The sequence below is a fragment of the Actinoallomurus soli genome (assembly GCF_024055715.1).
GTDB lineage: Bacteria > Actinomycetota > Actinomycetes > Streptosporangiales > Streptosporangiaceae > Actinoallomurus > Actinoallomurus soli.
The window spans coordinates 345039-369422 of sequence record NZ_JAMXMV010000005.1; the positions used below are offsets into that span (position 1 = coordinate 345039).

Consider the following 24384-nt stretch of genomic DNA (forward strand, 5'->3'; position numbering starts at 1 on the left):
TCCTCGTCTCCGGGGTGGTGGATCTCGAGGATGGCCCGCGGCGGGGTGCGCGCGGATCGACCGGTCGGGTACGGCTCCGGTGGATCCCGGGCATCAACCGATCGGTCGATGTCCCCGGCTGAGGGCCAGGTACGTGAGGAACGCGGCGGCGGTCAGCGCGGCGATGACCACGCCCATCGGGACAGCGGTGTGGGAGCCGGCGACGCCGACGAGCGGCGCCGCGGCCCCGCCGATGACGAACTGCCCCAGGCCGAGCAGGGCGGAGGCGCTGCCCGCCACGGCGGGCGGGCGGCCGGTCAGGGCGAGGGCGGTGGAGCTCGGCATGATGAGTCCGACCGCGGCCACGACGAGGAACAGCGCGGGCAGCACGCCCGGCAGGCCGAGGCCGGTCCCGATCGCCACGGCGAGGGCCACGCCGCCGGCGAGGGACATGCAGAGCCCGGCGGCGAGCAGCGTGCGCAGCGGCACCCGGCCGGCCAGCCGGCCGCTGACCTGGCCGGCCGCCACGATGCCGAGGGCGTTCACCGCGAAGATCAGGCTGAAGTCCTGGGGCGACAGACCGTAGATGTCCTGGACGACGAACGGCGACCCGGAGATGTAGGCGAACATCGCGGCGAAGGCCAGGCCACCGGACAGGGCGTAGCCGACGAAGACGCGGTCAGCGAAGAGGCCCGCGAACGTCCGGAGCGTCGAGCCCGGCCCGCCGGTGTGGCGCGCGCCCGGCGGGAGGGTCTCACGCAGCCCGGCCCACGTGGCGGCGACCATGAGCGCGCCGATGACCGTGATCAGTACGAACACGCCGCGCCACGACGTGGCGCGCAGCAGCTGCCCGCCGACGACGGGTGCCGCGACCGGCGCGACGCCGTTGACCAGCATCAGCAGGGAGAAGAACCGGGCGGCCTCCGGCCCGTCGTACAGGTCGCGGACGACGGCCCGGGCGATCACGATGGCCGCCGCGCCCGCCGCGCCCTGGACCAGGCGCAGCGCGATCAGCGTCGGCACGTTCGGCGCGACCGCGCAGAGGAGTGAGGCGAGCGCGTACAGGGTCACGCCGGCGAGGAGCGGCCGGCGTCGTCCCCAGGTGTCGCTGAGCGGTCCGGCGACGACCTGCCCGACGGCGAGGCCCACGAGGCAGGCGGTCAGGGTGAGCTGGACGAGCGACGCCCCCGCCGACAGGTCGTGGGTCAGCTTCGGCAGGGCCGGCAGGTACATGTCGATCGACAGGGGACCGATGGCGCTGAGCGCTCCGAGGATGAGGGCCAGCCGGAGCCGGTCGGTGCGGGTCGGCGTCACCTCGATGGTCTCGCTGGCCGTCGCGGGCATGTCACCTCTCTTCGTCGACGCGCCGCGGGGCGGGCGCGGGTCCGATGGAGGCAACCTGCTCTCCTGCGGGGCGATTCCCGCTGAGATCCGAGAATGCGACGAATCACCTCCCGGCCGCCCCTGGCCGGGGTGCCGGGAGGGGCGTCGTCAGGAGCGGGGCCGCAGCCCGTCCATCATGAACGACAGCAGCAGTTCGGTGTCCTCGGGTGCCCGTTCGCTCGCCACGGAGAGGGCGTGGGCCAGGCGGAGCACGTCGCAGGGCCGCAGATCGGGCCGGGCGGTGCCGGCCTCCTGCGCCCGGGTCAGGACCGTCTCGGCCGCCTGCTCGATGTCCTCGTGACAGCGGACGAACGTCTCCGACTGCAGGTCGATGACGGCCTTCAGGGTCTGCGTGAGCCCGCGCTTCTTCCGGGAGTACTGCGAGATGGTCAGGATCCAGGCCGTCAGCCCCTCCTCGGGAGGAGCGGTCTCGGCGAGCTCGTACGCCTTGGCCGCGAGCTCGTCCATCTCGACGCGGTAGACGGCCTCCTGGAGGGCCAGGCGAGTGGGGAAGTGGCGGTAGAGCGTGCCGATCCCGACGCCCGCGCGCCGGGCGATCTCCTCCAGGGACGCGTCCGCGCCGTGCTCGAGGAACGACGCCTTGGCCTCGGCCAGCAGCCGCTCGTAGTTGCGGCGCGCGTCGGCCCGCATCGGACGCTGCCCGGTGGTCGTCGACATCGCCCCTCCCAAAGCACGGTTGCCAACCGGAGGCTACCTCCGTATTGTTGCGGAGGCACCCTCCGGTTAGATCGGCCGATCCCCGACAGCCACTTCGGGGGACGGCCGTAACCCTTCCTGCACGAGGAGTCTACGACCCATGTCCCAGCAGACCGTCCAGATGGGCGACCCGCCGCTCGACTCCGAGCGGCGACGACGAACACGGCACCCGGGACTCTCGCTCGCCGTCATCGTGGCCTGCCAGTTGATGGTGGTCCTCGACGCGAGCGTCATGTTCGTCGCCCTTCCCAAGATCCAGCACAGCCTCCACTTCTCCGCGACCGGCCTCTCGTGGGTGACCAACGCCTACTCGCTCGCCTTCGGCGGGCTGCTCCTCCTCGGCGGCCGGGCCGGGGACATCCTCGGGCGGCGGCGGATGTTCATCACCGGCATCGCGCTCTTCACCCTCGCCTCTCTGCTCGGCGGATTCTCCGGGTCGGCCGCGTGGCTGCTCGCCGCCCGCACCGCCCAGGGCGTCGGCGCCGCCCTGGCCGCGCCGAGCGCGCTCGCCCTCATCGCCACGAACTTCCAGGAGGGACCGGAGCGCAACCGGGCGCTCGGGGTCTTCTCGGCCACGTCGTCGGCCGGCGCCTCCATCGGCCTGGTCCTGGGCGGCCTGCTCACCGACTGGGCGTCGTGGCGCTGGGTGTTGTTCATCAACGTCCCGGTCGGCGCCGTCGTCCTGTTCCTCGCCCCGCGGATCCTCCAGGAGACCGAGCGGCACCGCGGCCGCCTCGACGTCGCGGGCGCCGTCACGGTCGTCACCGGCATGGTCGCGCTGGTGTACGGCTTCATCCGCGCGGCGGACGCGGGCTGGGGTGACGGCGTGACCCTGGCGGCCTTCGCCGGCGGCGTCGTCCTCCTCGGCGCGTTCGTCGCCGTGGAGACGCGGGCGGAACAGCCGATCATCCCGCTGCGGCTGCTCGCCGACGGCGCGCGCGCCGGCTCGTACCTGAACATGCTCCTGCTGGCCGCGGCGATGTTCGGGATGTTCTTCTTCATCGTCCAGTTCCTGCAGAACATCCTGGGCTTCAGTCCGCTGAAGGCGGGCGTGGCGTTCCTGCCGATGTCGGGGCTGCTGTTCGTCATGGCGCGGATCACGCCGCGACTGGTCCCACGGGTCGGCCCGCGGCGGCTTCTGCTCGTCGGCCTGCCGCTCATCGCGGTGGGCATGGTGTGGTTCACCCGGCTGTCCGCGCACAGCGGGTACGCGTCGGGCGTGCTCGGTCCGATGCTGTTCTTCGGGCTGGGCGCCGGTCTGGTGTTCCTGCCGATCACCGCGACCGTGCTGGCGGGAGTGCGGCCCGAGGACTCCGGCGCCGCGTCCGGCACGCTGCAGACCACGCAGCAGGTCGGCGGCGCGCTGGGGATGGCCGTGCTGGTCTCGGTGTACGGACCGGCGCTCCGGCACGGCGGCCTGACTCACGGCGTGAACGTCGCCTTCACGGTCGGCACGGTCTTCGTGCTGGTGTCGCTGGTCGTCACCGCGCTCTTCCTCCGGCCGCGCGCCGCCTGAAGCGGAGCGGCGGCCCTGACGCCCGCCGGGCCCGCGCGACCGCGGCCCGGCGGGGTCGCCAGGTCAGAGCCGGACGACCATCTTGCCGGTGTTGCCTCCGCGGAGCATGGCGAGGAACGCGTCGACGGCGTGGTCGATGCCCTCGAACACCGTCTCGTCGAACTCGATCCGCCCCTCCGCCAGCCAGCCGCCGACCTCGCGGACGAAGTCGCCGAACCTGGCGGAGTGGTCGCTGACGATGAAGCCCCGCAGGGTGAGACGCTTGCCGATCATGAGGGCCAGGTTGCGCGGGGCGGGCTGGGGCTCGGTGGCGTTGTAGATCGAGATCGCGCCGCAGATCGCCGCCCGCCCGTGGTCGTTGAACGCCTCGATCGCCGCCTCGAGGTGATCGCCTCCGACGTTGTCGAAGTAGACGTCGATGCCGTCGGGCGCGGCCTCGGCCAGCAGCCTGCGCACCGGGCCGGACTTGTAGTTGAAGGCCGCGTCGAAGCCGAGCGGGCCGGTGAGATGGGCGACCTTCTCGTCGGAGCCGGCGCTGCCGATGACGCGGGCGGCCCCGCGCAACCGGGCGATCTGGCCGACGAGCGAGCCGACCGCCCCGGCCGCGCCGGACACGAAGACCGTGTCGCCCTCCTTGAGCCCGGCGACGTCGAGCAGGCCGACGTACGCCGTCAGCCCCGGCATGCCGAGGACTCCCAGGTAGGCCGACAGCGGCACGCCGTCGACCGGCCGCACCGCGCGGAACCGCCGCGCGGGCGCCACCGCGTGCTCCCGCCAGCCGAGGTCGTGCAGGACGAGGTCGCCCTCCTCCAGGTCGGGGGAGCGGGACTCCACGACCTCGCCGATCGCGCCGCCGGTCATGGCCTCGTCCAGGCCGAACGGCGGAACGTAGGACTTCACGTCGTTCATCCGCCCGCGCATGTACGGGTCGACGGACATGAAGTGGTTCCGGACGAGCACCTCACCTTCGCCGGGATCCGGCAACTCCCTCTCCACCAGCGCGAAGTCCGTCGGCTCCGGCCAGCCGTGCGGGCGGGACACGAGGTGCACCTCACGCGTCTTCATGGCGTACGTCTCCTCTGCGGGTGAAGGAAGGCTTGTGCCGCCTACGTTACTCACGGGTAGGTGCCGGTCGCCGAGGCGGGTCGACGGTAACGGGACGGTGGCGACTTTCGGATCGGTCGAAATCGGGCGTTAGTGACACTTTGTCGCGGGTACTCAGGGCGCACCGAGGCACTGACCGGTCGTCGAGACAGGAGGCTCGAACCATGACCGCAACCCGATGGGCGAGCGGAAGAACGCCATACCGACACGTCCCGGCGCGAGAAGGGTGAGGGGCCATGGCCGCGCTGTTCGCCCTGCCCGCGGTGGCCTTCGCCGTCCTGGTGACCATCCTGTACGAGGACCGTCTCCTGCCGCAGACCGGCTCCGGGCCCGAGCCGTCCGCCGACGCCGAACCGGCGCGGGGAACGGCCCTCGCGTCCCCTTCCGCCGCGACCGCGACGGCGGAGGAGACCGTCTCCCTCTCTTCGCCCGTCATGGCCGCCGAATCCGCGGCCGCCGAACCCGCGGGTGCTCCGGCCCCGTCCCACGCCGCCCGGCCGCGTGGCCGGCAGTGCGACGTCCGCCGGGACGCCGTCTCCCAGGGCCGCTCGCGGATCCACCGGCCCGTCGCGGGCTCCGCCGCACCCCGGGTGGCCGCCGCGCAGGCGCGTTCCGTCCGTGAGGTCAGCCTCGAAGGTGCCGTCTCGATCCCGCGGCACTGATCCGCCGCCGTTCGGCGCTGCTACGGGACCCCATGCGTTCCGCGGCACGACTCGTCAGGACGAGTCGCGCCGCGGCGGCACGTCAGGGCGCCGATCCGCGCCGGAGGAGACGAACCTCCGCCTCAGCCACAGCCCTCGAACTGCGGGACCGTCGTCGTGACGTTCAGTCCCGTCGAGCCGAACCACCGCTTGAGCAGCTTCGCCGCCGTGCCGTCCTGGTACATCTCGGTGATCGCCTTGTTGACGTCCTCGCAGCCCCGGATGTCGCCCGGGCGCAGCCCGACGCCGTACCGTTCGTCGGAGAACGGCGCGTTGACGAACCGGACCTGGTTCCCGCGCTGCGCGGCGAAGCCCGCCAGGATCAGGTCGTCGGTGGAGATGGCGTCGACCTTGCCCGCGATGAGGTCGTCCAGGCACTCGCCGTACGTCGAGGCCGGCACGAGCCGGGCGTCGATCTTGTGCTCCTCGGTGACGCGCCGCCAGGACACCGAACCGGTGACCTGGCACAGCCGTCTCCCGCGCAGGTCCCGTACGTTCCGCACCGCCGTCTCCGCGCCGCGCACGAGGATGTCCTGGTGCGCGACGTAGTACGGGCCGGCGAAGACGACCTGGGTCTTGCGCTCCTGCGTGATCGAGTAGCTCGACACGACCATGTCGACGTCGCCGCTCCGCAGCGCCCCCTCCCGCTGGCCGCTGGTCAGCGGCTTGAACGTCAGGTGCGTGGCGCCGAGCCGCCGCGCGACGTCACGGGCGACGTCGATGTCGAAGCCCTTGTAGGTGCCGCTCGAGTCGCGGAAGCCGAGGCCCGGCTGGTCCTGGGCGACGCCGACGACCAGGTGGTCCCTGCCGCTGACCGACGCGGTCGCCCCGCCGGCCACCCCGCATCCGGCCGACGCCAGCAACAGCGTGACGGCGATGCCGATTCGACGTAGTCGCATCTGCGCGCTCCCTTACCGGTACTCGGACAGCCGCGGCCGGACCCCGGCGAGGATGAGGATGATGAGGACGATCGCCGCGCCGGGCAGGATGACGTTCCACCCGCGCAGCCCGTGGTCCCCGGAGGCGATCGCCCGGTCGAAGGCGCGACCGTGCAGGTCCTTCAGCGCGACCAGCGCCTGGTCGTAGGCGTCGAAGTCGCCGGTGCCGCCGCCGAGCTTGGTCGTGAGGGCCGCGCGCCGGTCGCCGGAGGTCGCGACCAGCCGGATCGCACGGTCGTCGTGCTGGACCTTCTGGTATCCGGCCAGCACCTTCCGCAGCGCCGCCTGCTGCCCGGGCAGCGTGATGTGGTGCGCCTCGGTGCCGTAGAAGCCGAGGAAGTCGCTGCCGCCGATCTTCTCGTCGAGCAGGGAGTAGTAGCCGTCGAGGTTGCCGGCCGGGACGTAGAGGATCGCCTCGGACTTGTCCAGGTAGACCTGCTCGTACGTGTCGGCGCGCCCGGGGTCGAGCAGGTAGCGGCTCTCGTCCGCGTGGGCGCTGTTGCTGATCGCCCGGGCCCGCGACAGCGCCAGCACCGAGTCGAAGCCGTCCTCCTTGGCGGTCCGCAGGCGCCCGGCCTCGCTGGACAGGAGTGCCACGCTCACCACGACGAGCACGAACGCGCCCACCGTCGCGAGGGCGAGGAACGGGTTGACCAGGCGCCGGAAGCGAGCGGCGAAGTAGATCTGCACGCCGACGAGGACGACGACGAGCAGCAGGCCCGTGAGCGCCACCCAGACGCGGCCCCGCAGCACCGCCGACCGCTTCGCCTCGTACGTGCGGCGCACCTTCGTGCCGTTGTCCAGCGTCAGGTTGTACGCCTTCGGCAGGATGTCCAGCTTCATCAGGTCGGTCGCCTGCCGGTACAGGGCGGTGACGGCGGCCGGCGGCGGCCCGGCGGCGTGCCTGGACTGCTCGTCGGTGAGCAGCGCCTGGCCCGCCAGGCGCTCGTACCGGCCGAGCGCGTCCAGCATCTCCTGCGCGGTCCGCTGCTCGGTCGGGTCCGTGCCCGCCAGCCGCGACCCCTGCAGCAGCGCGCCGTTCGCCTCGGACCGGCGCTGCTCGTACACCTTCAGCGCCGCGGCCCGGCGGCCGGCCAGCCCGGCGTCCCCGCCGATCAGGAGCGCGTCGGCGAGCTGGGCGTCCATGTCGCTGAGCGCGAAGTACAGGTCGCCGGTGGCGACCACCTGCGGGCCCGCGTCGTGGCCGATCACCCGCAGCCCGTCGCGTGCGTTCCGTACGGTCAGCGTGGTGACGAGGAGCACGACGAGCACCGCCAGGGCCGCCAGCGCGGCCAGCGCGCGGATCCGGCCGGGCATCGTCCGGATCCGCAGGCGCCCGGTCACCCGCCCTTCCCGCCGGGCCGGGGCGGGCGGGGGAGTCGTCGTGATCGTCACCGCAGCCTCCGCAGCGTGATGGTGGTCCAGACGCCCACGTGCACGCGGTCGCCGTCGCGCAGCGGCACCTCCACGTTGACGGGGATGGGCGTGTCGCCCTCGTTGATGGTCGTGCCGTTCGTGGACCCGGGGTCGACCAGCGTCCAGGTGCCGTCGGGCTTGGCCAGCAGGACGGCGTGCGTGTGCGAGACGCCCGGGTCGGCGGGCGGCTCACTGAGGTCGATCTCCGGGGTGATGCCGCGCGACGCGCTCCGCCGCCCGATCAGCAGCTGTTCTCCGGTGAGCGGGATGCGCCGGGACGGGCAGTACGGCGGGAACGTGAAGTCCTCGTCCTCGGTCACCACGCGGTCGTAGTACTCCCGGTCCGCGATGACGATGGCCGCCCAGTCGGTGGCCGGCGGCTCGGGCGGCGGGGCCTTCGCGGGCGCCCAGTCACGCGTGACCGGATCCTCCTCGTCCGGGTTCCCGGGCGCCGCGGCCTGCGGCGTGGGCGGAACCGGCACGGCGGGGGAGGACACGGGCGCGGCCGCCGGGGGACGCGGGGTGGGCCGGCCGCCGCCGACCGCGTAGTCATACCCGCAGTCCTCGCAGAAGCGCCCGGTGCGGGGCGCGCCGCAGTCGGGGCACGCCTCACCGCCCGCGGGCGTCCCCGTCGTGGGCAGCCCGGGTGCGGGAGTCCCGAGCGACGGCGTCACCGGCGCGGAGGACGCCGGCGGGACGGCCGGAGCCCCGCCGATGCGGGCGCCGCACACGTCGCAGTAGTCGGTGGCCGTCGAGGTGTGCCCGGCCGGACAGATCGCCATGCTCAGCCCTCGCCCCGGCGCGTGCGCACGGTCTTGGTGGAACGTGTGTCGAGGGACATCTCGTCCGCCTTGTCGACGTCCTTCTTGAGCCGTACGCGGCCGGTCGCCGGGTCGTCGACGTCGACGACCTTGCCCAGGAGCGAGGCGATCGCCTCGTTGCCCGACTGGTGGGCCAGCGCGACGGCCCGGCCCAGCCGCGCCGTCGCGGTGTCGAGGTCGCCGTCCTTACGGGCCTGCAGGCCGACCTGGATGTTCTCGGCGAGCTCGGCCTGGCCGGTGTAGTGGGCGACCTTCGGGTTGATCCGGGTGGACTGGGCCTCGTCGTCGGTCCACTCGGCCAGGACGTTCCCGCTGGCCACCACCTGGTCGCCGAGCATCAGCTTGACCCACGCCGCCCGCATCTCCCGGCCGACCTCGCCGGCCGGGACCTCGACGCAGATGTGGTAGTCGCGGCTCTCGCTGCCCCAGGCGCCGAGCGGGTAGTCCCCCGACCGCTCGTCGACGTCGGTCCGCCGTCCGGTGAGGTCCTCCACGGTCGGCAGCACCTGCTTGACGAACCGCAACTTGGCGAACTGCGGCGTCCACACCCGCAGCGCGACGTCCGCGACGGCCTTGCCCATCGCGGCCTCGGTCATCGCGCGGAAGTCGGCCTCCAGGGCCTCCGGGCTCGCCACCATGTCCAGGCTGCCGAGCAGCGCGGAGGCGACCTTCCGCAGCTCGGCGACCTCCCAGTCGGTGCCCACGCCGCGGCAGTCGCAGACGAACCGGCCGACGACCTGGGCGATCGCCGCGTCGAGCTGTTCCGGCGACTCGTGCTGGTTCTTGCCGTCGGTGAGCAGGATCGCGTGCCGGATGCCGTCCGGGTGCCCGGCGAACAGCCGCCCGGCGAGGGTCAGCCACGCGCCCATCGCGGTGCCGCCCGTCGCCTTGAGCCTGCTCAGGGCGGCCTTGGCCTCCGCGCGGGTCTGCGCGTTCGCGGGGACGAGCTCCTCGGCCTGCGGGTACACCATCTTCGCGCGGCTCGACCCGGACACCACGGCGAAGTTCACCCCGTCGCGCAGCGTGTCCACCGCCGCCTGCGCCGCCTTGACCGCCGAGGTCATCTTGTTCCGCGGGTAGTCCATCGACCCGGAGGTGTCGATGATGATGACTTCGGCCGCGGACGCCCCGGTGCCGGTCGCGACGCCGACCGGCGCCCCGGTCGACTCGACCGTGACGATCGCGTGGACCTCCTGGCCGCCCTGCGGCAGGTACTTGTTCTGGTCGATCCGGATGCTGAATTCCGGCTGTTCGGTCATGCGGCGTGCTCCTGTGTCAGGGGGATCACCACCACGGTGATGTTGTCGCGGCCTCCGGCCTCCAGCGCGAGGCGTACGAGATGGCGGGCCGCGGTGAGCGGGTCCGCGTCCGGCAGAACGGCGGTCAGGGCCGCCGCCTCCGGGTAGTAGTTCCACAGCCCGTCGCTGCACAGCAGCAGCGTGCCGGGCCCCTCAGGGACGAACGTCGTGACGTGCGGCTCGATCTCGCCCGCGTCCGCGCCGAGCCAGGCGACGATGGCGTGGGCGTTCGGGTGGACCCGCGCCTCCGCCTCGGTCAGCACGCCGTGCGCCACCATCTCGGCGGCCCAGGAGTCGTCGGTGGTGAGCCGCCGTGACGCCTGCCCGGCGAGCCAGTACGCGCGGCTGTCGCCGACCCAGCCGACGGTGACGCCGGACGGCCCGGCGTACGCCGAGACGTACGTGCAGGCCGGCGCGTCGTTCGGAGAGCCGGCGAGCGCCGTGACCGCCTCGACGGCGCGCCCCAGCGCGGCGCGCGTGGCCTTCTCGGGGTCGTCGCCCGCCTCGAGGCGTTCGGCGAGCGCGGCCAGGCCCGTGTCTGCGGCGGTCCGGGAGGCCGCCTGCGGCAGGGGAGAGCTCGACACGCCGTCGCAGACGACCGCCGCGACGCCCCCGGTGACCGCGGCCAGGGCCATGGCGTCCTCGTTGCGGCTGTGCCGCAGGCCCCGGTCGGTCACCCCGGCGGCGGCGCCCGCCTCCGTCTCGACGTGGTCGCGGTCGCCGGGCCGCAGCAGGCCGCACCGCTCGCAGTACCCGTCCTCGCTGAACACCGTCGAACCGCATCCCGCGCAGGCCCCGGCGGGCGCGGCCCCGCGCTCCGGTGAGGACGCGCCGGCCGGGAACCGGCCGTCTCCGACGGCGGGCGCCTCGGCCAGGGACCTGCCGCACGCCTCGCAGAACGCCTCACCGGCGAACACCTCGCTGCCGCACCACGGGCAGCTCTCCTGGGCGCCCACGCTCAGATCACCGTCACCGGGCGTACGGCGTTGGCCTGGTCGACCAGCCGGTGCCGTTCGGCGCGGGTGGTGGCCAGCCGGGCGAGCGACCGGTAGGTCTCCTCCAGCTTGCGGCGCAGCCCCGACTCGGTCAGCGGCGTGCCGAGCACCGAGCCGGTGCCGTCGCCGGCGCGGCGCACCCGGTCGAGCGCCGCCTCCAGCACGCCGAGGGCGAGCAGCCCGTGGCGGCCGGGGTCGAGGTCCAGGGCGGCGAGCCGGGCGCCGGCGCCGACGAGGTCCTCCTCGCCGATCTCGGCGGGGTCCCGGTCGCGTACGGCCGTGTTCACCGCGGAGATCTGCGCCGCGACGTGGTGGCTGGAGATCCTCGGCACCGAGTCCAGCGCCCGCAGGGCGCCCGCGCGGTCCCCCATGGCGAGCCGCGACCGGGCCAGCCCGTAGCACGCCGAGACGAACGCCCGGTCGGTGCGCCACACGGCCTCATGCAGGCCCGCCGCGCCGGCCGGGTCGCCGAGCAGCTCCCGGCAGTACGCCAGGCCCAGCTTGGGCGCCGCCTCGCCCGGCATGAGGGTGTACAGCTCGTCGAACAGGCCCGCCGCCTCCGCGACGTTGCCGGCCGCCAGCACCGCGACCGCGCGGTACCAGCCGACCCGCCAGTCCTCCTGCGGCAGGGCGTCCAGGACCGCGTGCGCACCCGCCGCGTCGCCCAGCTCGATGCGCACCCGGGCCAGTGTCAGGTCGACCTCGGGCGTACGCGTGGGCGCGCTCGTCAGGGCGTCGGCGAGCCGCTCCGGCTCCAGTGCGGTCAGGCCGGCGAGGAACCCGGCGGCCGGGTCGGCGGACTCCACGAGCGGCGCCGGCAGTGTCGCGGCGGCGTCCGCCGGCAGGAGGAGCTCGAACACGTCCCCGGCCGTGAACCGCTCCGGCCCGAACAACGTCGAGGCGGCCGGGCGAGGCTCGCCGTCCTCGGCGGACAGCACCTCGCGCAGCACGCCGGTGAGCTGGTCCGCCATGTCGGAGGCGTCCTGGAACCGGAAGTCCGGGTCGGGATGGGTGGCGCGGCGCAGCAGCCGGTCGTAGGACTCATGGCGAGCGAGGATCGGCACCTCCGCGCGCGGCGGCAGGTCCGCCGCCCACTTGGTGGTGTAGCCCTTGAAGGGGAAGCTCAGCACGGCGAGCGTCCGGCCCACCGTGTACAGGTCGGAGCTCACCGAGGGGCCGACGTCGGCGATCTCGGGAGCCTGGTAGCCGACCGTGCCGTAGATCGCGCCGTCCACGTCGTCCACGCGCCGGACGCCGCCGAGGTCGATCAGCTTGAGCTGCTCCTCGGACTGGATGGCGTTGTCCGGCTTGAAATCGCAGTACAGCACCCCGAGGCCGTGCAGGTAGTCGAAGGCGCGCAGCACCTCGATGCCGTACGCGATCACCTGGGGGAGCGGCAGCGCGGCGTCCGGACCCTCCCGCTCGCGCCGGTCCTTGAGGATGTCCTTGAGCGGCCGGCCGCCGACGTACTCCATGACGATGTAGCCGGAGCCGTCGTGCTGGACGAAGTTGTAGATCTTGACGATGTTGGGGTGCTCGACCTCCGCGAGGAACGCGCGTTCGGCCGCCGCGGCGGCCAGCGCGTCGGCGTCCCCGGCGTCGAGCAGGCCCTTGAGAACGACCCACCGGTCGCTGACGTTCCGGTCGCGGGCGAGGTAGATCCAGCCCAGGCCGCCGTGCGCGAGACAGCCGAGCACCTCGTACTGCCCGCCGACCAGGTCGCCCGCCTTGAGCTTCGGCGTGAACGAGAAGGGGGTGCCGTCCTTCGGGCAGAACCCCTCCGTGCGGCCCGGCCGGTCGCCGCGCGACCGCCCCACCGGCTCGCCGCAGACGCTGCAGAAGCGCTTGCTCTCCGCGACGACCGCGTCGGCCATGATCGCCGAGGCGGGGTCGCGGTACGGCACGCGCGGCACCTCGACCAGGCCCGCTCCCAGCATCCCGCGCCGGCGCGACGACGACCGCGACGAGCCGGTGCGGACGCTGCGGCTCGACGTGCTGCCCGTGCTCCCCGTGATCCCGGTGGACCCGGTGACGCCCGTCCCGCGGCCGGCCGTCGTGACCGATGCGGACCGCGCCGACGTCGGCGTCCCGCCCGACGCCGATCCGCTCGCCGAGGGCGGGGCCGATCCCGCTCCGGCGGCCGGGGCCAGCCCGCAGACGTCGCAGTACCCGTCCACGATCGTTCCACCGCAGCCCGGACGCGCGCAGCGGTCATCGGGCGCCGCGGCGGGAGGCGGCACGGCGGCCGCCTGAGGAGCGGCCGAGGCGGCCGCCGGGGCCGGAGCGCCGGCGGCCATGCCGCAGACGTCGCAGTAGCCGTCCTGGATGGTCCCGGAACAGCCGGGCCGAGCGCACCGGTCGTTCACCGGCGCGGCAGCGGTGGGTGCCATACCGCATACGACGCAATAGCCGTCCTCGACGGTTCCGGCGCAGCCGGGCTGAGTGCAGTTCACTTTCTGTCTCCGATCGCGCGCTGGTACTCCGCCAGCGCCGCCGTGGATCGCCGCAGGTCGCAGGGGGAGGTCCAGAGCAGGTCGTAGGCCCGCTGGTAGAGCGCCGTCAGCTCGGGGTCCTCCAGGCCGCCGAGCCGCCCGGCCTTCGCGCGGTAGGCGTCGAGCCGGCCGCGCAGCTCGTCCCGACGCTCCAGGAGCCCGGCGATCGTCGCCACGGTCGTCCGCGCCTGGTCGAGGGCGCTCGCGGCGGCCTCCTCCAGCCGCGCGACGCGCACCGCGACGTCGGTCCACCGGCCCCGTACGGCGCCGAGCGCGGCCAGCCGGTCGGCCAGCGCCGCCGACGAGTCCGGCAGGTCCGGCAGCATCGGTGCGGCGATCTTCGCGAGGACCCGGTCGCGCACGGTCCTGGCCTCGTCCTCGGCCGCGCGGATCAGGCCGATCGTCTCCTCGACGCGCCGCAGCCGCTCGTCGTACTCGGCCCGGACGCGTGCCGCCTCCTCCAGCCGGGAGCGCAGCGCGTCGAGGGCGGCGTCGACGCCGTCGAAGGCGCCCGGGCCGATCGACAGCGGGTCCGTCCGCACGGTCTCGCGGAGGCCGTCGAGCTCACCCTTCACCCGGTCGTACTCCGGGTCGGGGCCGAGGGAGTCCAGCATCCCCTCCACGGCCCGTGCGGTCCCGGACGCCCGATCCAGCCGGGTGAGCAGCGCCGACCAGGCGGTGTCCACCTCGGCGATGTCCCGCGCCGCCTCCTCGTACAGCGCGGTCATCCGGGCCACCACGTCGTCCAGGGACAGGCGCTCGGTGGACGGGCCGAGCAGCGTCCGCCGCTCGAGGGGGATCCGGGTGGCCAGCTCGATCGACGGGCCGCGCGTCAGGTGTTCGAGCTCGGCGAGCTGCCCCTGGTCCGGCCGGCCGCGTCGCGCCCGGATCTCCTCGGCGCGGGCGAGCACCCCGCCGTACGCCTCGAACAGCCGCCACAGCGACGCCATCCGGTCGCCGATCACGGCCCAGCGGTCGGCGGTGAGCCCGGTCAGCGGCGCGCCCTTGAGGAGCTTGTAGCCCTGCTGCGCCTCGAGATCGAGCAGCCCGGCCGTGATGCGGTCCCGCTCGTCGCGCAGGCGGCCGAGGACGCGGTCGACCTCATCCCGGTTCACCGGCCCCCGCCCCACTTCTAGCCCGCGCGCGCCGACCCCGGAAAGGGCGCCATGCGGACGAATTTTGCGCTGTTATGGCTTTTTGTCGGGTGCCTAGTTTTCCCCAAAGCCGGAGCCGTCACAAGCGATCCCGGCGCCATCCCCGAGTGGCCGGGCCGACCGCCCCGCCTTCCACCCCGCCGCCGAGCGGCGCTCCCATCGGCCGCCTGCGGTGAGCCCGGAATCGTCGGTGAAGAACCGCCCGCACGTTTTGAGGGCCGATGTCACACTTCCGGGACGGCGTCGCTCTCAGGTGGTGACCCGAATGCCGACGGCAGAAGGAACCCGCCATGTCCCACAGCCCTCCCGACCCCGCGCCGAATCCCGCCGTGCCGGACGCGGTGCCGGACGCTGCGGTGCCGACTTCCGCCGTGCCCGACTCCGCCGCCGCGGCCGAGTGGGCCACGCGGGCCTTCGTCGACCACCGCGAGCTGCTGTTCTCCGTCGTCTACACGATGCTCGGCAGCGTCGCCGACACCGAGGACGTGCTGCAGGAGACGTGGCTCGCGTGGCACACCCGCAGCCGCGCGTCCGGTGGCGAGCCGATCGCGAACCCGCGCGCCTACCTCGTCCGGGTCGCGGTCAACGGGGCGCTGGCCCGGCAGGCGAGCATCAGCCGCCGCCGGGAGGAGTACGTCGGGCCGTGGCTGCCCGAGCCGATCGCCACCGCGCCGGACGCGGGCGCCGGCGACGCCGCCCACGGCGTCCTGCGCGCCGAGTCGGTGTCGATGGCGCTGCTCGTGGTGCTGGAGACGCTGTCCCCCCTGGAGCGGGCGGTCTTCGTGCTGCACGAGGTCTTCGGCTACTCGCATCCGGAGACGGCCGCCGCCCTCGGCCGCAGCACCTCGGCGATCCGGCAACTGGCGCATCGCGCCCGCGAGCACGTGCACGCGCGCCGTCCCCGTTACGAGGCCGACTCGCGCGTACGGCGTCAGGTGACCGAACGGTTCATCGCCGCCGTGACCGGCGGTGACATCCAGGCGCTCATCCAGGTGCTGTCACCCGACGTGACCCTGTGGGCCGACGGCGGCGGCAAGGCGCGCGCGGCCGGTCCGCGGCCGCTCCGGGGCCGGGACAGGATCGCCCGCCTGATCGTCGGGGACGCGGCCCGGCATCCCATCCCCGGCCTCACGGTCCGCTACCAGTACGTCAACGGCGATCCCTCGGCGGTGCTGCTGTCGGGCGGCGCGGTCCACGCGGTGGTCGTCCTCGACCTGACCGCCGACGGCACTCAGGTGAGCGGCATCTACACCGTGACGAACCCGGAAAAACTCTCCCACCTCGGCTGACCGCCGGGCTCACCGTCTCCAGGAGTCCCCAGTGTTCACCGCCTATGTCATCGTCGCCGCACTCGCCATCGCGGCCAACGGCTTCTCGGGCGTCGCGGCCATCGCCCACTTCAAGCCGATCCTCCCGCCCATGGCCCGGGCCGGGGTGCCGGAGTCGTGGCTGGCGTTCCCGATCGGCACGTTGAAGCTCGCGGGCGCCGTGGGGCTGCTGCTCGGCCTCGCCGGCGTTCCGCTGATCGGCGCCGCCGCCGCGATCGGGCTGATCCTCTACTTCGTCTGCGCCCTCTACACCCACATTCGCGCGAGCGACTACTCGGCCCAGTTCGGCCTGGCCAACGGCTTCCTGGCCTTGGCGGTCGCCGCGCTGGCCCTCGACCTGGCGACCTGACGGACCCCTCGCCGCGTGCATCCGCAGAGTCAGCTTCTTGGTCGTGAACGGCTGAGCTTGGAGCCCGGACGTTCGCACCTCGTTGCGCTCCCCGTCGCGGCTGGGTGTCGCGTCGGGGTCGCATCTCCCCTCGCCCTGCTGTTGGGGCGGGGGACGGGCATGCTGACGAATGCCCACGCCACGCACGCCCGTTTCCGGATGTTGGTGGCGGCGATGACGTCGGCGGGGCCAGCGAACCCACACCGGCGGCAACAGAAGACATCCCGGTCGGGCCGGTTGGCCCGCTCGGTGTGCCCGCACCATGGCACGGGACACCGCTGGGAGGTGTAGGCCGGGTCCACTTCCACGAACGGCACCCCGGCTCGTTGGGCCTTGTACTGGATGAAGGTGCCGAGTTGGTGGAAGGGCCAGGAGGAGTGCGTGGCCCGCTGGTGCCGCTTGAGCCGTACCCGGTCGCGTATCCCGCTCAGTTCCTCGAGTGCGATACCGCGTCCGGTGCGTTGGGCATCGGCCACGATTCGCTTACTGATCTTGTGGTTCTCGTTCGAGGCGTGCCGCGCCTCCCGCTGTGACCGGCGGGCCAGCCGGCGGGCGGCCGACCGGCTGCCTGCGGCTTTCTTGGCCTGAAGTTCGGCGCGCAACCGGGCCTGCCGGCGGCGGTATCGGGCAAGGCCCTTGCCCTGGTGGTCGTCTCCGTCGGAGGTGGTGGCCAGGTTCACGATCCCCCGGTCCACTCCGATCCAATCGGCAGGCTCGAACCGCGGGGCTGTTTGGACGTCACAGGTGGCGATCAGGAAGAACATCCCGTCGCGGTGGACAAGGTCGGTTTCACCCATTCTGTGGGTCGCCAGGAACTTAAGCTGCCCGGGCTCGCCGGTGAAGGCGATGCTCCGGAGGCGGCCGTGCACCGTCCAGATCGACACGGTCCGGGCGTCCATCTGCCACGATAGGCACCGGTCATCGAACGGCTGGGCGGCATCGGCCCGCACCATGATGGGCTTGGAGACCGCCTTACGACGCCGCCGAGAGTGCTCACCACCCAGCAGACCAGCCGCGATCTGGGCGTGCAGCGTCGTGTATGCGTCGGCGACCTTACGGATCACATGCAACGCGGGCTGCGCCGACAGCCCTCGAGCCTTCAACTCCGCGTACACCATCTTCTGCAGCTTCTGCCGGGCGAACACGCCGCGGGTGAACGCGACCGCCGACACCTCATTCGCCACGGTGTTGCACAGCGACAGGGTCGCCGCCAGTGCCGCCGCCTGCTCAGGCGTCGGCAGCAGCTTCATCTGCACCGCTAGCTTCACGATCCGTGACGTTATCATTACGATTGGTTGATGTCACGGTGGCGGACGCCAGACCTGAACGTTCGTCGAGGCCGTACTCGGTGGAGGTGCTCACAGCTCGATCACCGTCCTGTCGGGCGCGACCTCGATGCCCAGGGCCGCCAGTGAGGCGTGGGCCGGGGCGGTGGGGTCGACCAGCGGGTTGGTGTTGTTCAGGTGGGTGTACAGACGGCGCCGGGCCGGCAGCCGCGACAGCGGGCCGGCGGTCCACGTGATCGGCAGGTGACCCATCTGGGTCGCGGTCCGGTCCGAGATCCCCATCCGGCGGGGCTCGTCGTCGTCCCAGAACGTGCCGTCGATGATCACGCAGTCCGCCGCCCCGAGGACCTTGTCGAGGGCGGGCGACCAGTCGGCCACGCAGGGCGCGTAGACCGCGGTCCGGTCACCGTCGGCGAGGACGAGGGCCACCGACCACGCTCCGTCGGCGGAGGCGTCCGCGGCGTAGCGCGGCCGCTTGCCCGACACGCGCACGGCCCGCACCGTGACGGCGCCGCCGAGCCGCAGGGGGCGGTCCTCGGGCAGTTCGTGCCAGGCCAGGCGGGTGTACGGGGCCAGGACGTCGTTCAGGCGGAGCCGGTCGGACAGCGCGCCGGAGACCGCGGGTGTCGCGATGACCTCGATGGACGCGGCCTCACGCAGCCGTGCGAGGCCGAGGGTGTGGTCGAGCTCGGCATCCGTGAGGATCACCCCGGCGAGCGGGGTGGCCCGCGAGCCGGGGACCGGCGTGCCGCAGAACTCGACCTGGTCGGCGATGTCCGGCGTGGCGTTGATGACGAACCATCGGTCGCCGACGCGGACCGCCGCCGAGGCGTGCCGGCGCCGCCGCTCCGGATGGGAGCGGGCACCGGCGCACCCCGGGCACGCGCAGTTCCACTGGGGCACGCCACCACCGGCGGCCGTGCCGAGGATCTGCAGCAGCAACGGTGTTACCGGGTGGAGAGGAAGTACGCGGACGCCTCCATCGGCGTCTCGACGATCTCGTAGTCCGGCTTCCTCCAGGTGGTCTGCTCGCCACCCCGCTGCTTCCCCTTGCCGTGGATGTCTGCCATCGTCACCATCCCTTCGATCGATCGGTGCCTCCGGCGGAGATCGTCACCTGCCCTTGGTAGGACGGGTAAGCCTCCGAGTCAAGACATTCCCGGCCGCCTTGTGGCCCAGCCCATCCGCTTGAACCCCGCGCTGGGCGGATCCGTACCCCCTGGTGCCCGCCGGCACCGGAACACGGGAGGGACACGATGAAGCCGCACCCGCGAAGGCGCGCCTCATGGGTCCGCGCGGCCACCGAGGCGCCGGCGTACGCGGCGGCACGCTCCCGGCCCGGCCGCCGCCGGGTCTATCGTTGATCACCGCGTTCCCGACCGCCCGGAGCACCCCCGCCATGGCCCTTCCCGGAGCGCGCGGCAGGACGAAGGCACGGACCTGGTTGCGCGCGCTGCGCCCGGTGACCGATGCCGACGACGAGCTGATCATCGCTCGCCTGTACGAGGAGTACCGCGGCCCGCTGCTCGCCTTCGTGATCCGGCAGACCGGCGGTGACCTGCAGTGGGCGGAGGACATCGTGCAGGAGACGATGATCCGCGCCTGGCGCAACCTCGACCAGCTGGACGCGGACGCGGCCAGCCTGATGCCTTGGCTGGCGACGGTCGCCCGCCGTATCGTCATCGACGAGAGGCGCCGCCGGGGAGCACGGCCCCAGGAGGCGGGCGAGGCCCCTCTGGAAGGGCTCCAGTCCCCGGACGGCATGGAGGATCTACTGCGCGGCGTGGTCGTATCCGAGGCGTTGCAGGCGCTCAGCCCCGCGCACCGCGAGGTGCTCACCGAGACCGTGCTGCGCGATCGCACGGTCAACGAGGCCGCCGAGGTGCTCGGCATCCCCGTCGGCACGGTCAAGTCCCGGGTCTACTACGCACTCCGGGCGCTGCGCGTCGTCCTCGACGAGATGGGGGTGACGCCGTGACCGACGATGGGCCCGTTCGGCACACCGACGTCGGAGCGTACGCCCTCGGACTGCTCGAGGAGGACGACCGGCGGGCCTTCGAGGCCCACCTGGCCGGCTGCCCCGCGTGCTCGGCCGAGGTGGCCGACCTGACCGGTCTGCGTGAGCTGCTGCTCGCCGCCCGACCTGTGCCCACGACGACCGAGCCCGGCACGACCGGGTCCGGCACGACCGGGTCCGGCACGGCGGAGACCGCCTCTGCCGCCGGGCGCGGCACGGCGGGAGCGGGCCAGGCCGGGGGCCCGGCCGATCTCGGGAGTTCGGCGGACGTCGCGAGTCTGCTGCGCCGGCGGAGAGTGGCCGCGCGACGCCGGCGCCGGGGCACCGCGATCCTGGGCGCGGCGGCCGGTCTGGCGCTCCTGGCGGGCGGGGCCACCGTCGGCGCCGCCCTGGCCGGGCACGGCGACGGAACGATCACGGCGCACGGCCACCCGAACATGCCCGCGGACCTCCTCGGATGGGGCGAGACGCACCGGGCCGTGAACCCCCGTACCGGGGCGAGCGGCATCGTGGCGCTGGAGGTGAAGGCCTGGGGCACCCACGTCGCCCTCGACCTCGGCGGCATCAGGGGCCCGCTCACCTGCCGGCTCATCGCGGTCGACCGGTCCGGGCAGCGGCACGTGGTGACCGAGTGGGCCGTGCCGCCCAGGGGCTACGGCGTCGCCGGCTCGCCCGGCCACCTGCAGGTCCACGGCGGTACGGCCGTCCCGCGCCGGGACCTGGACAGGTTCGACGTGGAGGTGGAGGGCGGCGGCGTCCTCCTGAGCATCCCGGTCTGACCCGGCATCCCGGTCGGACCGGGGCTCTCCCGTCCGGCCGCGGAACGCGCCGACGGCCGGAGCGGTGCGCGCCCGGGCCGTTCGGAGCGGCCGCCCGGGGCCGGCGGCGCGGGCCTACACCTCGACGGGCCGCTTCTCCCGGCGCGTCTTCATGGCGTGCCGGACGAGCGTCACCAGGACGTCTTTGCAGGACTCCTTGTCGCGCGCGTCGCACAACACGATCGGCACCTGCTCCCCGAGGTTGAGCGCCATCTCCACCTCGTCCAGCTGGAACCGCCGGGCCCCCTCGAAGCAGTTCACGGCGACGATGAACGGCGTGCCGCGCCGTTCGAAGTAGTCGACCGCGGGGAAACAGTCGGCCAGCCGCCGGGTGTCGGCGAGGACGACCGCGCCGAGCGCCCCGAGCGTGATCTCGTCCCACATGAACCAGAACCTCTCCTGGCCGGGGGTGCCGAAGAGGTAGAGGACGAACTCGTCCTTGATCGTGATGCGCCCGAAGTCCATGGCCACCGTGGTCGTGGACTTGGCCTCCACACCCTCGACGTCGTCGACGCCGACGCTCTTGTCGGTGAGGAGCTCCTCGGTCCGCAGGGGCTTGGTCTCGGAGACGGTCCCGACCAGGGTCGTCTTTCCCACGCCGAAACCGCCGGCGACCACTATCTTGGTCGCCTTCGGCAGCCTCCGGCCCCGTCGGTCAAAGCGCCTTGAGTCCATCGATCACCGCCAGGTACAGGTCGTCGTCGTCCGCCAGCTCGGCCTCCGTCTGCGGGTCCTCGACCGTGATGAGGCCCTTGGCGAGCAGGTCTCCGAGCAGGACGCGGACGGTGACGGTCGGAAGGTTCAGGTGCCCGGCGATCTCGGCCACCGACATCGGCTCCTCACAGAGCCGGACGACGGCCTGATGCTCGGGATCGAGGCCGAGCTCCGGGGCCGCCGGCAGCCCCGTCGCCACGACCATCGTGATGAGGTCGAAGGTGCCGCGGACCGGTTCCGTACGGCCGCGGGTCATGACGTACGGGCGGACGAGCGGCCCGGCCTGCTCGTCGAGCCACCGTTCGTGTGACTCCTCCCCGTCCACGATCACTCCCTCGGGCTCGGCGTCGGGCAGATCCCTGGATACGTCCTCCGGCTCCTGCGAGTCGCTCATCGTCACGGCACCGAGTCCGCGGTACGGGACGCGGCGGTCAGGTGGTGACCGAGCCCGGTGACGAGCATCTCCATCTCGTAGGCGATCAGACCGATGTCGGCCTCCTCGCTGCTGAGCACGGCGAGACAGGCGCCCTGGCCGGCGACGGTCACCAGGAGGTACGCCTTGCGCATCTCCACGATCGTCTGCAGCACGGGGCCGCCGTCGAACCGCTCGCCCACGCCCTTGGCCAGGGACTGGATACCGGCGGCCACCGCGGACAGGTGCTCGGCGTCGTCCTGGTCGAAGTCCTTCGACGCGGCCATCAGCAGGCCGTCGGCGGACAGGACGATCGCGTGTCTGGCCTCCTTGACACGCCCGACGAGGTCGTCGAGCAGCCAGGCCAGTTCGGCGGGAGGTTCTGTCTTCTGCGCCACTAGTAGTCCTTCTACGCTTCGTCGTCTGCGGTCTCAGCGGTCTCGGTGCGGGACTCCGGATGCGACTTGGCCGCGTCGGCCCGGCCGCGCCGGGTGCCGGCCTGGAGACCGCTGAGGGACCTGCGGACGTTCTCGGGTGACCGGCCGCCGGCGGCGTTCCTGTCCTCGTCCTCGGCCGCGGCGGGCGGTCCGTCCGTCCGCAGGGGAGCGGCGATGCTCGCCTGGGGGACGCGGATCGGCAGGCCGGAGGGCGTGAGCGAGCCCTCGGCCGAGGGGGCGGCCTCGCCGGGTTCGTCGGCCGGCGTCGTGTCGGGGATGTCCCGTGGTGGCGAGGGGAACGCCGTCACGGGCGCCACCGTCCGTCCGGCCGGGGTTCCGCCCGGACGGCGGATGGGGCTCTTCCGCCGTCTCCGGGGGAACCCTTCCGGGGTCTTCTCCTGCGGCTCGTCTCCGGGCCCGGTGCTGTGTTCGTCATGGGAACCGTGGGATTCGTCAGGGAACGGGTCGGGCGGGGTGGCGGTCGCCACGGCCGTGGTGGTGGCCGCGGGCGCGGCGCCGATCGCCGCGGGCCGGCTCTCGGCCACGGCGCGGGCACCCCTCTTGGGGGCCGTGTCATCGGGTGCGGTCTCACTGATCAGCTCGCGGGGGATCAGTACCACCGCGGTGGTCCCGCCGTAGGACGAGTGTTTGAGCGAGACGCGCACGTCATAGCGTTCGGCCAGCCGGCCGACGACGTACAGGCCGAGGTGGACCGAGCTCGACAGGTTGAACTCGGGCGGGTCGCTGATCCGGTCGTTCAGGGAGGCCAGCAGCTCGTCGGTCATGCCGAGACCGTGGTCCTCGACCTCGACCACGTAGCCCTTGGCGACCCTGCGGCCGCTGACCTCCACCTGCGTGTACGGCGGGGAGTAGGACAGCGCGTTCTCGATCAGCTCGGCGAGCAGGTGGACGATGTCGCCGACGGACCGGCCGGCCAGTGAGACGTCGCCGATGGTGGAGGCGACGGTCACCCGCGTGTAGTCCTCGACCTCCGCCACCGCGGACCGTACGACGTCGATCATCGGGACCGGGTACCGCCAGCCGCGGGCGGGGGTCGCGCCGGACAGGACGATGAGGTTCTCGGCGTTGCGCCGCATCCGGGTGGCGAGGTGGTCGACGCGGAACAGCTCCTCCAGGTCCTTGGGGTCGTCCCTGCGGCGTTCCATCTCGTCGAGAAGGGTGAGCTGCCGGTGGACGAGCGCCTGGGAACGCCGCGCGAGGCTGAGCAGGATGTCGCGGAAGCCGCGCCGCAACTCGGCCTGCTCGACGGCGGTGCGGATCGCGGTCTCCTGCACGGAGTTGAACGCGCGGCCGACCTGGCCGATCTCGTCGGTGCCGAAGGACAGTGGCGGCGCCTCGGCCGCGACGTCGACGTTCTCGCCGTGGCCGAGGCGTTCGACGACGCTCGGCAGCCGCGTGTCGGCCAGTTCGCGCGCCGCGTTGCGCAGCTTCTCCAACTGCCGGAGCAGTGCCCGCGTGGTGGTGATGGAGACGACGATGGAGGCGATGACGGCCGCGAGGCCGAGGCCGCCGGCCAGGGCGAGCCGGGCGACGACGCCGATCGCGATGGGCTGTGCCCGCTTGACCAGTCGGCTGCCGCCGCCGAACACCGCCTTTGACAATTGTGCCAACGCGGGATCGGCGGTGGCCCGCCATTGGGTCGCGGTGATCGGGAGCCGCCTGCCGGCCTTGGCCTTCGTCAGGAGGGTCTGCTCGGTCGTCTCGAAAGCGCGGACGTCGCTGCCATTGGCCGCCAGGTCATAAGAAGTACGATCGGCGGATCCCAGTTTCGTGAGGACTTCGGCGAAGGCGTGACGCCGGGCCCCGATGAGCTGGACGAGTTGTACGTAATCCGCGGTCGTGAAGCGCTTGGTCGCGAGCATTCCGGACAATGCCGCGTCCTCTTGTGAGAGCACCTCTCGTGCCCGGTTGAGCTCGACGAGGGTCCGGACGTCCTTGGCGAAGTCCTTGTCGTCGAGGGTCGCGAGCGAGTCGTTGATGTCGAAGATCGCCTCGACGGCGCCGTCGTAGGCCGTGGCGGCGGCGGACCGGTCGATCAGGCCGGAGTCGATCGCCGCACGGCTGGTGGCGAGCCCGTTGAACCGCGCGATGCCCGCGTCGATCGCCCGCTTGAGTTCCGGGCTCTGGGCGAACTTCACGTTGCCGCCGCGGGCCAGCCGCTCGAATTTGGCGATGGCCTGGTCGGTGCGGGCCCGCTGTTCCTGAAGCGCCGTGCGCTGCTGCGGGCGGGGATCGGAGATCCGGATCAGCGACAGGCGGCGTTCCATCTGGAGTTCGGGCTGCAGTGCGTCGAGAGGTTCCGCGACCCCGGTGTTGATCACGGAGACCCAGAGAAGGTTCACCCCTTCACGCAAGGTCACCCAGGCCGCGAACGCCCAGAGGGCGACCAGTGACAGCAGCAGAGCGGTGATCTTCGTTCGAAGACGCGAGTTACGGAAACGCATTGTGC

General features: G+C 72.9%; 24 protein-coding genes. 7 read left to right on the forward strand and 17 right to left on the reverse strand.

Annotation, left to right across the window (positions count from 1 at the left end):
- Positions 1-93 precede the first annotated feature (93 nt).
- Both NDW01_RS15825 and NDW01_RS15830 read right to left on the reverse strand, forming a co-directional pair.
- On the reverse strand, positions 94-1323 hold the full coding sequence (locus NDW01_RS15825; protein ID WP_252821216.1) for a multidrug effflux MFS transporter: 1230 nt from the start codon (positions 1321-1323) through the stop codon (positions 94-96).
- Positions 1324-1470: 147 nt separating this feature from the next.
- Positions 1471-2040 (reverse strand): TetR/AcrR family transcriptional regulator, encoded by a 570-nt coding sequence (locus NDW01_RS15830; RefSeq protein WP_252821218.1) that lies wholly within the window; start codon positions 2038-2040, stop codon positions 1471-1473.
- A 139-nt stretch (positions 2041-2179) separates the two neighbouring features.
- On the opposite strand from NDW01_RS15830, the gene NDW01_RS15835 reads away from it, so the two are divergent.
- Positions 2180-3595 carry an MFS transporter gene (locus tag NDW01_RS15835; RefSeq protein ID WP_252821220.1) on the forward strand — a complete coding sequence of 472 codons (1416 nt, stop codon included), beginning with the start codon at positions 2180-2182 and terminating at the stop codon, positions 3593-3595.
- A gap of 63 nt (positions 3596-3658) precedes the next feature.
- Here the strand turns inward: NDW01_RS15835 and NDW01_RS15840 are convergent, their stop codons facing one another.
- Positions 3659-4660, reverse strand: a complete 1002-nt coding sequence (locus NDW01_RS15840; RefSeq protein ID WP_252821222.1) for an NADP-dependent oxidoreductase — start codon at positions 4658-4660, stop codon at positions 3659-3661.
- 275 nt (positions 4661-4935) lie between these two features.
- Between NDW01_RS15840 and NDW01_RS15845 the strand changes: the two genes are divergently transcribed.
- Positions 4936-5361 carry a hypothetical protein gene (locus NDW01_RS15845; protein WP_252821224.1) on the forward strand — a complete coding sequence of 142 codons (426 nt, stop codon included), beginning with the start codon at positions 4936-4938 and terminating at the stop codon, positions 5359-5361.
- 122 nt (positions 5362-5483) lie between these two features.
- Here NDW01_RS15845 and NDW01_RS15850 read toward each other — a convergent pair whose 3' ends face one another.
- Genes NDW01_RS15850 through NDW01_RS15875 form a run of 6 tightly spaced genes read right to left on the reverse strand, consistent with a single transcriptional unit; the run spans position 5484 to position 12805 of the window.
- Positions 5484-6299 (reverse strand): glutamate ABC transporter substrate-binding protein, encoded by an 816-nt coding sequence (locus tag NDW01_RS15850; RefSeq protein ID WP_252821226.1) that lies wholly within the window; start codon positions 6297-6299, stop codon positions 5484-5486.
- A gap of 12 nt (positions 6300-6311) precedes the next feature.
- Positions 6312-7733: a hypothetical protein gene (locus NDW01_RS15855; protein ID WP_252821228.1), complete on the reverse strand. Its 1422-nt coding sequence runs from the start codon at positions 7731-7733 to the stop codon at positions 6312-6314.
- Entirely contained in the window at positions 7730-8536 is an 807-nt protein-coding gene (locus NDW01_RS15860) for an FHA domain-containing protein (protein WP_252821230.1), read from the reverse strand. The genes NDW01_RS15855 and NDW01_RS15860 overlap by 4 nt, the downstream gene beginning before the upstream one ends.
- A gap of 2 nt (positions 8537-8538) precedes the next feature.
- A complete protein-coding gene (locus NDW01_RS15865) occupies positions 8539-9834 on the reverse strand; it encodes a vWA domain-containing protein (RefSeq protein WP_252821232.1) in 1296 nt (431 codons plus the stop codon).
- Positions 9831-10829, reverse strand: coding sequence for a PP2C family protein-serine/threonine phosphatase (locus NDW01_RS15870; RefSeq protein WP_252821234.1), 999 nt, complete (start codon positions 10827-10829; stop codon positions 9831-9833). The genes NDW01_RS15865 and NDW01_RS15870 overlap by 4 nt, the downstream gene beginning before the upstream one ends.
- A gap of 2 nt (positions 10830-10831) precedes the next feature.
- Positions 10832-12805 carry a tetratricopeptide repeat protein gene (locus tag NDW01_RS15875; RefSeq protein ID WP_454923418.1) on the reverse strand — a complete coding sequence of 658 codons (1974 nt, stop codon included), beginning with the start codon at positions 12803-12805 and terminating at the stop codon, positions 10832-10834.
- Here NDW01_RS15875 and NDW01_RS44635 point away from each other — a divergent pair.
- The gene (locus tag NDW01_RS44635) at positions 12741-13121 is read left to right on the forward strand and encodes a hypothetical protein (protein WP_454923419.1); all 381 of its coding nucleotides are present in this window, start codon (positions 12741-12743) and stop codon (positions 13119-13121) included. The two genes, NDW01_RS15875 and NDW01_RS44635, sit on opposite strands and share 65 nt — an antisense overlap.
- A gap of 196 nt (positions 13122-13317) precedes the next feature.
- Here NDW01_RS44635 and NDW01_RS15880 read toward each other — a convergent pair whose 3' ends face one another.
- A complete protein-coding gene (locus tag NDW01_RS15880) occupies positions 13318-14475 on the reverse strand; it encodes a hypothetical protein (RefSeq protein WP_252821235.1) in 1158 nt (385 codons plus the stop codon).
- 329 nt (positions 14476-14804) lie between these two features.
- Between NDW01_RS15880 and sigJ the strand changes: the two genes are divergently transcribed.
- Together sigJ and NDW01_RS15890 are read left to right on the forward strand one after the other, a co-directional pair.
- Positions 14805-15803: an RNA polymerase sigma factor SigJ gene (gene sigJ / locus NDW01_RS15885; RefSeq protein WP_252821237.1), complete on the forward strand. Its 999-nt coding sequence runs from the start codon at positions 14805-14807 to the stop codon at positions 15801-15803.
- A gap of 31 nt (positions 15804-15834) precedes the next feature.
- On the forward strand, positions 15835-16191 hold the full coding sequence (locus NDW01_RS15890) for a DoxX family protein (protein WP_252821239.1): 357 nt from the start codon (positions 15835-15837) through the stop codon (positions 16189-16191).
- A gap of 29 nt (positions 16192-16220) precedes the next feature.
- Here the strand turns inward: NDW01_RS15890 and NDW01_RS15895 are convergent, their stop codons facing one another.
- The 3 genes from NDW01_RS15895 to NDW01_RS42930 all read right to left on the reverse strand — a co-directional run bounded on the left by NDW01_RS15895 (position 16221) and on the right by NDW01_RS42930 (position 18586).
- Entirely contained in the window at positions 16221-17498 is a 1278-nt protein-coding gene (locus NDW01_RS15895) for an RNA-guided endonuclease InsQ/TnpB family protein (protein ID WP_252821241.1), read from the reverse strand.
- Positions 17499-17588: 90 nt separating this feature from the next.
- Positions 17589-18458, reverse strand: a complete 870-nt coding sequence (gene pqqB, locus NDW01_RS15900; protein WP_252821243.1) for a pyrroloquinoline quinone biosynthesis protein PqqB — start codon at positions 18456-18458, stop codon at positions 17589-17591.
- A gap of 5 nt (positions 18459-18463) precedes the next feature.
- Positions 18464-18586: a hypothetical protein gene (locus tag NDW01_RS42930; RefSeq protein WP_256511940.1), complete on the reverse strand. Its 123-nt coding sequence runs from the start codon at positions 18584-18586 to the stop codon at positions 18464-18466.
- Between the two features lie 215 nt (positions 18587-18801).
- Between NDW01_RS42930 and NDW01_RS15905 the strand changes: the two genes are divergently transcribed.
- Together NDW01_RS15905 and NDW01_RS15910 are read left to right on the forward strand one after the other, a co-directional pair.
- A complete protein-coding gene (locus NDW01_RS15905; RefSeq protein WP_454923415.1) occupies positions 18802-19494 on the forward strand; it encodes a sigma-70 family RNA polymerase sigma factor in 693 nt (230 codons plus the stop codon).
- Entirely contained in the window at positions 19491-20312 is an 822-nt protein-coding gene (locus NDW01_RS15910; RefSeq protein WP_252821246.1) for a zf-HC2 domain-containing protein, read from the forward strand. The genes NDW01_RS15905 and NDW01_RS15910 overlap by 4 nt, the downstream gene beginning before the upstream one ends.
- Before the next feature lie 114 nt (positions 20313-20426).
- On the opposite strand, the gene NDW01_RS15915 is transcribed toward NDW01_RS15910, so the two are convergent.
- The 4 genes from NDW01_RS15915 to NDW01_RS15930 are packed head-to-tail and all read right to left on the reverse strand — an operon-like array spanning position 20427 to position 24379.
- Positions 20427-21026: a GTP-binding protein gene (locus tag NDW01_RS15915; protein WP_252784896.1), complete on the reverse strand. Its 600-nt coding sequence runs from the start codon at positions 21024-21026 to the stop codon at positions 20427-20429.
- Positions 21007-21459 (reverse strand): DUF742 domain-containing protein, encoded by a 453-nt coding sequence (locus NDW01_RS15920; RefSeq protein WP_252784897.1) that lies wholly within the window; start codon positions 21457-21459, stop codon positions 21007-21009. The genes NDW01_RS15915 and NDW01_RS15920 overlap by 20 nt, the downstream gene beginning before the upstream one ends.
- A gap of 2 nt (positions 21460-21461) precedes the next feature.
- Positions 21462-21875, reverse strand: a complete 414-nt coding sequence (locus NDW01_RS15925) for a roadblock/LC7 domain-containing protein (RefSeq protein WP_252784898.1) — start codon at positions 21873-21875, stop codon at positions 21462-21464.
- 11 nt (positions 21876-21886) lie between these two features.
- Positions 21887-24379: a nitrate- and nitrite sensing domain-containing protein gene (locus NDW01_RS15930; RefSeq protein WP_252821248.1), complete on the reverse strand. Its 2493-nt coding sequence runs from the start codon at positions 24377-24379 to the stop codon at positions 21887-21889.
- Positions 24380-24384 lie beyond the last annotated feature (5 nt).